The 10,614-nt window shown below is 29.8% G+C and carries 12 protein-coding genes; 11 read left to right on the top strand and 1 reads right to left on the bottom strand.

What is annotated here, in order from left to right:
- Positions 1-18 precede the first annotated feature (18 nt).
- The 8 genes from moaA (at position 19) to RWJ08_RS05840 (ending at position 6,937) form a co-directional block, all read left to right on the top strand.
- Positions 19-960: a GTP 3',8-cyclase MoaA gene (moaA, locus tag RWJ08_RS05805; protein ID WP_313961406.1), complete on the top strand. Its 942-nt coding sequence runs from the start codon at positions 19-21 to the stop codon at positions 958-960.
- Between the two features lies 1 nt (position 961).
- Complete coding sequence (gene moaC, locus RWJ08_RS05810) at positions 962-1,447, top strand: cyclic pyranopterin monophosphate synthase MoaC (protein WP_313961407.1); 486 nt, start codon at positions 962-964, stop codon at positions 1,445-1,447.
- The gene (locus tag RWJ08_RS05815) at positions 1,447-1,878 is read left to right on the top strand and encodes an MOSC domain-containing protein (protein ID WP_313961408.1); all 432 of its coding nucleotides are present in this window, start codon (positions 1,447-1,449) and stop codon (positions 1,876-1,878) included. The genes moaC and RWJ08_RS05815 overlap by 1 nt, the downstream gene beginning before the upstream one ends.
- A 593-nt stretch (positions 1,879-2,471) precedes the next feature.
- The gene (locus RWJ08_RS05820) at positions 2,472-3,476 is read left to right on the top strand and encodes an ABC transporter ATP-binding protein (protein ID WP_313961409.1); all 1,005 of its coding nucleotides are present in this window, start codon (positions 2,472-2,474) and stop codon (positions 3,474-3,476) included.
- Positions 3,476-4,411 (top strand): ATP-binding cassette domain-containing protein, encoded by a 936-nt coding sequence (locus RWJ08_RS05825; protein ID WP_313961410.1) that lies wholly within the window; start codon positions 3,476-3,478, stop codon positions 4,409-4,411. Before RWJ08_RS05820 ends, RWJ08_RS05825 begins: the two co-directional genes overlap by 1 nt.
- A gap of 1 nt (position 4,412) precedes the next feature.
- Positions 4,413-5,369 (top strand): oligopeptide ABC transporter permease, encoded by a 957-nt coding sequence (gene opp4B, locus RWJ08_RS05830; RefSeq protein ID WP_313961411.1) that lies wholly within the window; start codon positions 4,413-4,415, stop codon positions 5,367-5,369.
- Positions 5,370-5,385: 16 nt separating this feature from the next.
- The gene (locus RWJ08_RS05835; RefSeq protein ID WP_313961412.1) at positions 5,386-6,300 is read left to right on the top strand and encodes an ABC transporter permease; all 915 of its coding nucleotides are present in this window, start codon (positions 5,386-5,388) and stop codon (positions 6,298-6,300) included.
- Positions 6,301-6,505: 205 nt separating this feature from the next.
- Positions 6,506-6,937 carry a hypothetical protein gene (locus tag RWJ08_RS05840; RefSeq protein ID WP_009354526.1) on the top strand — a complete coding sequence of 144 codons (432 nt, stop codon included), beginning with the start codon at positions 6,506-6,508 and terminating at the stop codon, positions 6,935-6,937.
- Between the two features lie 706 nt (positions 6,938-7,643).
- Here the strand turns inward: RWJ08_RS05840 and RWJ08_RS05845 are convergent.
- Complete coding sequence (locus RWJ08_RS05845; RefSeq protein WP_313961413.1) at positions 7,644-8,060, bottom strand: hypothetical protein; 417 nt, start codon at positions 8,058-8,060, stop codon at positions 7,644-7,646.
- Positions 8,061-8,294: 234 nt separating this feature from the next.
- Between RWJ08_RS05845 and greA the strand changes: the two genes are divergently transcribed.
- The 3 genes from greA to RWJ08_RS05860 all read left to right on the top strand — a co-directional run.
- Positions 8,295-8,777: a transcription elongation factor GreA gene (gene greA / locus RWJ08_RS05850; protein ID WP_009354343.1), complete on the top strand. Its 483-nt coding sequence runs from the start codon at positions 8,295-8,297 to the stop codon at positions 8,775-8,777.
- A gap of 35 nt (positions 8,778-8,812) precedes the next feature.
- On the top strand, positions 8,813-10,270 hold the full coding sequence (lysS, locus tag RWJ08_RS05855; RefSeq protein WP_313961416.1) for a lysine--tRNA ligase: 1,458 nt from the start codon (positions 8,813-8,815) through the stop codon (positions 10,268-10,270).
- A gap of 9 nt (positions 10,271-10,279) precedes the next feature.
- A partial coding sequence (locus RWJ08_RS05860) for a hypothetical protein (protein ID WP_313961414.1) occupies positions 10,280-10,614 on the top strand: 335 nt, incomplete at its 3' end.

Below are 10,614 nucleotides of genomic sequence, written 5' to 3' on the forward strand. Positions count from 1 at the left end.
ATCCAGATAGGAGATTATATGAAAGATAGATTTGGAAGAAATATCACCTACCTTAGAATTTCAGTTACTGATTTATGTAATCTAAGATGCAAATACTGTATGCCCGAAAGTGGAGTTGAAAGTCTTTGTCATAGTGATATTCTATCCATTGAAGAAATTGTTGAGATAGTTAAAGTCGCATCGAAAAACGGAATAAAAAAAATTAGGTTAACAGGCGGGGAACCTTTGGTTCGTCACGGTTTTATTAATTTGTGTAAACAGATTTCTGAAATTAATGAAATTGAAGATATTGCAATAACTACAAATGGAGTTTATCTAAAAGAGATGGCAGATGAACTTTTTGAAAATAAAGTTAGAAGAATAAATTTCAGCCTTGACACTTTGATAAAAGAAAAGTACAATGATATAACAAGGAGAAATGATTTTAATAAGACTATGGAAAGTCTTTTTTATGCAATAAAAAAGGGCTTTAAGGTCAAAATAAATTTAGTTCTAATCGGTGGCTTTAATGATGATGAAATAGAAGACTTTGTAAATTTAGCAAATAAATACGATTTGGAAGTTCGTTTTATAGAGCTTATGCAAATTGGAGAAACGGCAAATTGGTCTAAGGATAAGTTCATTTCAAACAAAATTGTTTTGAAAAAAGTGCCGAAATTGGAGTTTGACGGAGTTTCAGGAGTTGCAAAAATCTATAAGATAAAGGGACAAAAGGGTAGAATAGGACTCATAAGCCCTATAAGTTGTTCATTCTGTGAAGATTGCAATCGTATAAGACTAACAAGTGACGGAAAATTAAAACCTTGCCTACATTCAAAAGATGAAATAAATCTTAAAGGCTTGAGTGGAGAAGAACTTGAAGAAGTTTTCAAGAGAGGAATTTATGAAAAACCTGAAAAACATCATCTTGAAGACGGAAAAAGTGAAAGTGCAAGAGATATGAATAAAATCGGAGGTTAAAATGGAAGAAAAAGTTTTAACTCATATTAATGATCAAGGTCGTGCAAAAATGGTCGATGTTGGAGAAAAAGAAAAAACTAAAAGAATTGCCAAGGCTTTTGCAAAAGTTAAATTAAATGAAGAAACTTTTAATATAGTTGTAAAGGGCAAAGCTAAAAAGGGTGATGTTCTAGCTGTTTCTCAAGTCGCAGGAATTATGGGAGCAAAAAAGACTTCTGATATAATCCCAATGTGCCACCCGATAAATTTAGTAGGCGTTGATATAGAATTTAATATGAATTATGAAAACTTTGAAATAGAAATAATTGCCACGACTAAATGTGTTGGAGAGACAGGGGTTGAAATGGAAGCACTGTCAGCAGTTTCAATAGCTGCTCTAACGATATATGATATGTGTAAGGCAGTTCAAAGAGATATTGAAATAACAGATATTAAATTATTAGAAAAATCAGGTGGAAAAAGCGGAGATTTTGTGAGGGGTAAGTAATGAAAGTTTTAGCAGTAAGTATAAGTGAAAGAAAGGGAATAAAAAAACATCCCGTAGAGTACATAGAATTAATTGAAGATTACGGAATAGATGGCGATGCACATGCAGGAAAATGGCATAGACAAGTAAGTTTGCTTGGAGTTGAAAGTATGGAAGCTATGAAAGAAAAACTTCCTACACTTTCAGCAGGAGACTTTGCAGAAAACATCTTAACTGAAGGAATTGTCCTTTACAAATTACCGATTGGAACAATCTTAAAGGTAGGAGAATGTATTCTTGAAATTACACAAATAGGAAAAGAATGTCATCTAGGCTGTGAAATCAGACATATTGTTGGCGACTGTGTTATGCCAAGAGAGGGAATTTTCACAAAAGTAATAAAAGGTGGAAAGATAAAGGCCGACGATAAAATTGAAATCGTAGAAAAATAAATTATACTTAAGACATCTAAAATTTAGATGTCTTTTTTGTGTGAAATTTTATGAAAATTTAAGAAATTAATTTCACAAATTTTTTTAATTAGTTTAGAATTTCACAAAAAATTCTTTGATTAACTTTCTACAATCTGTAAAATTATTCAAAATTTCATTTTTGTATGGGATATCTTAAATCAATATAATTGGTTTAACACTTAATGTAGTATATTACAAAAGTTATGACAAAATAAAAATAAGAAAAGAATAACAAAAAGATATTATATTATTTAGATTATTTTCATAAAAAAGCATAATTATACATTTTTGAAATTACCTGCTATTTAGAATAATAAACTTTAAAAATGTTTTCAAGACACTTGATTATTCATTTTAAATATTGTATAATTATAATTGAATTTATAACATAGATACATTGATTGTTAAAAATTGATTTATTTGTTAGATTGATTTTTGTTTCATAAGGAATTATTTTTTAAACTTTTTATTCCTTTTCACTTTAGTTTTTTAAAAACGAATTTAGCTATCAAGATGTATTTATGCTTTTATAGAGAATAATACCAAAACACAAAGTTAGGGGGAGAGAATCAATGGATCAAAAGGAATTGCTTTTGGAAATTAAAGATTTACACACAAGTTTTAGAATCCGTGATGAATATTTTGACGCAGTTGATGGCGTTGATATGAAATTATTCTCTGATGAAATACTAGCTATAGTAGGAGAAAGTGGTTGCGGTAAATCGACTTTAGCTACTACTGTTATGGGTTTACACAATCCAAACTTCACTCGTTCAACAGGAGAAATTTTGTTTGAAGGAAAAAATTTAGTAGGTTTGTCAGAAAAAGAATTTAATGAAATTAGAGGGGAAGGGATTGGAATGATTTTCCAAGATCCGCTTTCAGCTTTAAATCCTTTACAAAGAATAGGAAAACAAATCGAGGAAGGTTTGATTTATCATACAAAAATGAATGCTGAAGAAAGAAAAGCGAGAGTTTTGGAATTGATTGAACAAGTAGGTATTCCTAATCCTCCTCGTGTTGCAAGACAATATCCACATGAATTATCAGGTGGTATGAGACAAAGAGTTATCATCGCAATTGCTCTTGCTTGTAAACCTAAGATTATTATTGCAGATGAACCAACAACTGCACTTGACGTAACAATTCAAGCTCAAATCTTAGACCTTTTAGTTCAAATTCAAAAGGAAATTAATGCAGGAATTATTTTGATTACTCACGATTTAGGAGTTGTTGCTCAACTTGCTGACAGAGTTTGTGTAATGTATGCTGGACAAATTGTAGAAGAAGCACCAGTTGTAGAATTATTTACAAATCCAAAGCATCCTTATACTAGAAGTTTGTTGAACAGTATTCCTCAAATGGACGCAGATGATGAAGATTTATATGTAATACAAGGGATGGTTCCTTCACTTAAAAATTTACCAAGACAAGGTTGTAGATTTAAGGCTAGAATCCCTTGGATAAGTGAAGAAGAACATGAAGAAAATCCTACAATGCATGAAGTATCACCAGGGCATTTAGTAAGATGTACTTGTTATAAGAATTTTCATTTTGATGAAAAGGGGGGTAATTAATGAGCTTTTTAGAAATTAAAGACCTAAAGGTTCACTATCCAATAAGAGGAGGCTTTTTCAATAGGATAATCGACCATGTTTTAGCTGTTGATGGCGTAGATATGGTTATTGAAAAGGGAAAGACTTATGGACTTATCGGAGAAAGTGGTAGTGGTAAAAGTACTATCGGTAAAGCTATAATTGGTCTTGAAAAAATTACAAGTGGAGAAGTTATTTTTGAAGACAAAAAACTTACTAAAAGAATGGTAAGAAAAGATAAAGAGTTTACAAGGGATGTTCAAATGATTTTCCAAGATAATATGGCGAGTTTAGACCCTAAGAAAAGAGTTATTGACATCATTGCAGAACCTTTAAGAAACTTCGAAAAGATGACTGTAACAGAAGAAAGAAAAAGAGTTTTAGAACTATTAGATATAGTTGGTATGCCTGAAGATGCATTATACAAATATTCATTCGAATTTTCAGGTGGACAAAGACAAAGAATAGGGGTTGCTAGAGCAATAAGTTTAAATCCTAAACTTATCATAGCTGACGAACCTGTTTCAGCACTTGACCTTTCAGTTCAAGCACAAGTTTTGAACTTTATGAAAAAGATTCAAAAAGATATGGGATTATCTTACCTTTTCATTTCTCACGACCTTGGTGTTGTAAAACATATGTGTGATTACATAAATATTATGTACAGAGGAAGACTTGTAGAAAGAGGAACAAAGGAAGATATTTACAAAGATCCACAACATATCTACACTAAGAGATTAATTGCAGCGATTCCTGAAACTGATCCTAGAATTAAGGAACAATTAATTGCAAACAGACTTAGAGTAGAAGAAGAATATAAAGAATTAGAAAAAGAATATTATGATGAAAATGGTAAAGTATTTGATTTGATTAAACTTACAGATACTCACTATGTAGCAAAAAAGGAGGTAAAATAATATGTGGAAAACCGTATTAAAGAGATTTCTTTTAATGATACCTCAATTAGTAATATTAAGCCTTCTTGTATTTATTTTGGCTAAGATGATGCCAGGGGATCCATTCTCTGGACAAATTACACCAACAACTGATCCTAAACAAATAGAAGCTTTAAGAATAAAATATGGTTTCTATGATCCATGGTACCAACAATATTGGAGATGGATTACTAATATAATGCATGGAGATTTTGGTACTAGTTATACATTTAAGTTACCAGTATCTACTCTTTTAGCTCAAAGAGTTAGCAATACATTTTGGTTAGCTTTACTTTGTGTAATATGTTCATATGCCGTTTCATTACCACTTGGTATGATATCAGGTAGATATAGTGGAGGCAAGTTTGATAGAGCAGTTACATTGTATAACTTCGTAACTTATGCGATTCCAGGTTATATCTTCTACTTAGTTATGATTTTAGTATTTGGTTATACATTACATTGGTTCCCAGCATCTGGTTCTGTTGATCCAGGGGTTGAAGGCTTTGCATATGTTATAAGTAGATTTAGACATATGATATTACCTGCAATATGTTATACTTTAATTGCTACAACAGTAACAGTTCAATATTTGAGAAATGAAGTTATAGATGCTAAAGGTTCAGACTATGTAAGAACTGCAAGAAGTAAGGGAGTTCCTATAGATAAAGTTTATTCACATCATATCTTTAGAAATTCTGTTTTGCCAATAGCCGCATTCTTTGGTTTTACATTAACAGGACTTATTTCAGGTTCTGTATTTATGGAAACAATCTTTAGTTATCCTGGAATGGGGAAATTATTCTTTGAATCAATTTCATCAAGAGATTATTCATTGTTAACAGCATTAATTATGATTTACGGATTTATGACTCTACTTGGAAGTTTGTTATCAGACATCATTATGAGTATAGTTGATCCAAGAATAAGAATAGACTAATAGGGGGAGTGATAAAATGAGTAAGAAAAAAGAAATGGAAAAAGATGCTTCCCTACATAATCAAGAAATTACACCAAGTGCTTTTCACGTAATTGTTAGGGAATTTAGAAAAGACAAATTAGCGACATTTTCACTTTTAGTATTTATTACGATAATATTAGTAGTGTTTATAGGAAGTTTGTTCTTCAATTTAGAAGAAGTAATGAAAGTAAATCTTATGGAATCATTCCTAAGACCAGGAGAAGGTGGACATTTGCTAGGAACTGACCAAGCAGGACGACCACTTTTAGGACAACTTTTCCTTGGAACTAGGAATTCAATCCTTATAGGTGTATCAGTAACTATTTTAACTAATTTAATTGGTATAATAGTTGGTTTGATTATCGGATACTATGGTGGTATAGTTGATAATATTATCATGAGAATTATAGACTTTATTCAAGTATTACCAATTCTTATGCTTATTATCGTATTCATAACATTAGTTCCTAGATACAATGTATTTACATTCGTAATCATAATGACTGTATTCTACTGGGTTGGTATTGCAAGACTTGTAAGATCAAAAGCTCTTTCTGAAGGAAGACGTGATTATATAAGTGCTTCTAAGACAATGGGAACACCAGCTTGGAAGATAATGTTCGGTGGGATCTTACCAAATATCAGCTCAATTCTTATAATTAGTTTTATCTTAGATTTAGCTGGTAATATGGGAATTGAAATCGGGCTTACATTCCTTGGTTTCGGTTTACCAGATGGAATACCTTCACTTGGAACACTAATCAACAAGGCGTTAGATCCTATAGTTTTAAGAGATAGAATGTACATTTGGTTACCTGCATCATTATTAGTACTTGTACTAATGCTTTCAATTAACTATGCTGGACAAGCATTAAGAAGAGCATCAGATGCAAAACAAAGATTAGGTTAGAAGTAATTTAATATAAAAAATTAAGCGTAGAGTGTTCTACGCTTTTTTTATTGTGAAGCTATTATATAAAAATAGATATATCGTAAATATTTATTATAAAAAGGTGCAAAAATCTGTTTACAATCATCATTTAATATGATATAATTTAATCACAGTATTAATTTAATTAAATGCTGTGAGTAGTTTATTTAAAGGAGGATTGTCAATGAAGAGATTTATTAAATATTTGTTAGTTTGTTGTTGTGTATTAGCTTTTTCAGGATATGTTTATTCTGAATGTATAACTTATGAAGAAATGAAACCTTTTACAAATAGAGACTATTTTTCCTATAAGGGATATCTTAGAATTTATTTAAATTCTACAGCAGTAGAATATAATAGAGAGGAAGATACTCTAAAGGTTGCCAAAAAACATGCTGATTTTATAGAAATAGATACAGATGGAGAAGATGAAAAAGGAGCTTATTCAATTCCTAAACTATATTATAATCCAAGAATAATTGAAAAAAATGGTAAAAAATATATAACAGCAGATGGAATTCCTGAAGACATCTTAATAAAAGACAAAAATTTATTAGTTATTGAATCAAAGAAACTTGAATATAATTTTGTTGATTTATTCGGAGATGCAGATTAAAATAAAATAAGAACCCCACCCTTCCACGATGCTTTGCATCGGGTGGGTTCCCGGGAACCTTGTTGTTTCACAATCAAAAAAAATGGATGCTTTTGCATCCATTTTTTGTTTAGGAAAGTTAAATATCACAGTAAGTTAATTTATCTTTATAAAAATTGGGAGGATTTAAAAGGACCAATAACTATACTGTTAATATGTAAAATGTGGTAGCGAAGAAAAGGAAAACTTATGGGAGGAGTTTATTATCTTTAAACACTACCACACAGTTTATATATACCATAAAAATCAATTTTAAAACACAAAAAAATTTATTATTAAACATATTTAGCTGTGAAATTAAAACTGTACTATAATAAAATATGATAAAAGGCAAAAAAATAAAAAAAGATTGATTTAATTTTCTATGAAATTCTTGCATGTTTTTTAGAATTTTTACTTATAGGAAAAAATTTTTAAGCTTCATATCATATATTAAGCGGTTACAATTTCTTATATGTTATCTCGAACACGGTTAATCTAGCCTAACTTTGTTTACTTGTAAACAAGCAAATATATGAGATCTCTCCGCTATGTTTCGCTTTGCTCCACTCCGGTCGAGATGAGGTATAAGGGAAATAACTTCGGTTAGTAGCTAGACGTTAAAAATAAATAAAATTCAAAAATAATATAAACAAAAAACTCCACTTGTGTGGAGTTTAGTCAATTCTTATTTTTTGCTGTCTTTATATAAATCCGGTAAGCATCTATAATTTACATTATCTTCTTCGTCTAAAATTGTATTTTCATCTACAACAACTAGTTTATATTTAAAATCTTTGGCAACAATATATTTTTTGCCATCTCTTTCTTCGATTTTTACACCAGAATATTCTTTATTTTTACTTTTTTCATATTTATCTCTATTTTTTTCAATTTGTTCGGGATTTGTGTTAGGTTTAATTAGACTTGGGCCATGAAACATAAGTTTTGGAGACTTAAATTTTTCTTTTACTATAACCAATTGTGCTCCGCCATCTCCTTCATAAACCTTGTTTTCAATTTTTTTCAACATTCCTGTAGATGCACAAGAACATAATGCCAAAGAAACTAATAATAAACTAACAAGTTTTTTAAGTCTAGCCATAAAATCCTCCCTTTGTAAAATAACTATTTAAATACCTTTTACTTTATTATAAAAACAAAGTAAAACATTAATACTTTGACAAATACATTTTAACATATATTTAAACTTTAGTCAAGCAATTTCATAAATATAATTTTAGTATTTTATATGTAATATTCATAGTTTGATTGACTTTTTTTTATGTTTTTAGTATAATTATTTGAATAGTATTGTAGATTTTTAAGGAGAGATATTATGGACGAAAAAGAAATATTTTTAACCGCTGAAGGGTTAAAAAAATTGGAATTAGAATTAGAAGAATTAAAAACTGTAAAAAGACAAGAAATTGCAGAAAAAATAAAGATTGCTAGAGATTTTGGAGACCTTTCTGAAAACTCTGAATATGATGAAGCTAAAAATGAACAAGCTCAGATAGAAGAAAAAATAGTTAAACTTGACAATATGATTGCAAATGCAAAGATAATTGATGAAGTTGAATTAGATACAAAAACTGTAAATGTTGGTGCTACAGTTACTTTAGTTCAAGTTGAAAGCAAGAAAAAAATAGAATATACTATTGTAGGTTCTGCTGAAAGTAATCCACTTGAAGGAAAAATTTCAAATGAATCTCCGGTCGGTAGAGCTATTTTAGGAAAGAAAAAAGGAAATAAAGTTCAAGTACAATTACCTAATGGAAATGTTGTAGAATATAAAATACAAAATATTAAGGTAAATTAAGAGGTGATATAGTGGAAGAACAAAATTTAAATGAAATGCTCTTAGTTAGAAGACAAAAATTACAAGAGTTAGTTGATGCAGGAAAAGACCCACATGAGATAGAAAAGTTTGAAGGTACTATTTATTCAAAAGAGATAAAAGATAATTATGAAAATTATGAAGGAAAAGTTGTAAGACTTGCTGGTCGTATTAGAACAAAAAGAGGACATGGTAAAGTTTGTTTTATGGACTTGCAAGATTTTTCTGGAAAAATTCAACTTTTCAATAAGCTTGACGTTTTAGGCGAAAGTTATGAAGAAGTTAAGACTTTAGACATTGGAGATATTGTAGGGGTTGAAGGAGAAGTTTTCACAACTCATGCAGGAGAAATTTCAATAAGAAGTTCAAAGGTTGTCTTACTTACAAAATCTTTACAACTTTTACCAGAAAAGTTTCACGGCTTAAAAGATGTTGACTTAAGATATAGACAAAGATATGTAGATTTAATTGTAAATCCTGAAATCAAAGATGTTTTTGTTATGAGAAGTAAAATTATTTCTTCTATTAGAAAATATCTTGATAGTAGAGGATTTTTAGAAGTTGAAACACCTATTTTAAATACAATTGCAGGTGGAGCAAATGCAAGACCTTTTATAACTCATCACAATACTTTGGATATTGATATGTATCTTAGAATTGCAAATGAATTATATTTAAAGAGATTGATTGTAGGTGGTTTCGATAAAGTTTATGAAATGGGAAGAATGTTCAGAAATGAAGGTATGGATAAACTTCATAATCCTGAATATACTGCAATTGAATTATATCAAGCATATGTTGGATATGAAGAAATGATGACACTTTGTGAAGAAATGGTTTATACTGTTTGTATGGAAGTTGTTGGAAAATCTGAGGTTGAATTACAAGGCAAAGTTATCGACTTTAAACCACCTTGGAGAAGAATTTCAATGGTTGACGCTGTAAAAGAATATGCAGGAGTTGATTTTGAAACAATTTCAACTGATGAAGAAGCAAGAAAGCTTGCTATTGAAAAGAAAATAGAAGTTACTGAACATACTACAAGAGGAGAAATTATTTCTTTATTCTTTGAAGAATTTTGTGAAGAATATATGGTTCAACCTACTTTTGTTACTAAGCATCCTGTGGAAATCAGTCCACTTGCTAAAAGAGACCCTAAGGACAAGAGATATACTCAAAGATTTGAGGCTTTTGTAAATTGTGGGGAAATTGCAAATGCTTTTAGTGAATTAAATGATGCAATAGATCAAAAGCAAAGATTTTTAAAACAAGTTGAAGCCAGAGAAAATGGAGATGACGAGGCACAAATGATGGATTATGATTTCATCAATGCGCTTGAGATAGGTCTTCCACCAACAGGTGGTATGGGAATCGGAATTGATAGACTTATTATGTACTTGACTAATCAAGAATCCATAAGAGATGTATTACTTTTCCCAACAATGAAACCTATGGTTGAAAAGGATAGTGAATAGGAGTTCATTATGAAAAAAAGAAATTTAGTTGCGATTTGTTTAGTTTGTCTTTCTTTTGTTGGTTGTTCAAGTTTCCATACAGGAAAAGTTGTTGTAGACGATGAAAAGAAAGAAGATAAAGTTGAAAATGTTGAATATATTCTTGTTGATGAAGATGACAAAGAATCTTTAATTAAAAACATTAAAGAAGGCAAAGGTGCTGTTATAGATAAGAAGAAAAAATCATCTTCTGATAAGACTAATGAAAATACTGATAACAGCAATAACAGTAATAATAGCAATAATAAAAATAACAACAACAATAACAACAATAACAACAATAATAGAAATAATAATAACAATAC

Origin of the sequence: uncultured Parvimonas sp. (genome assembly GCF_963524015.1) — a bacterium.
GTDB lineage: Bacteria > Bacillota > Clostridia > Tissierellales > Peptoniphilaceae > Parvimonas.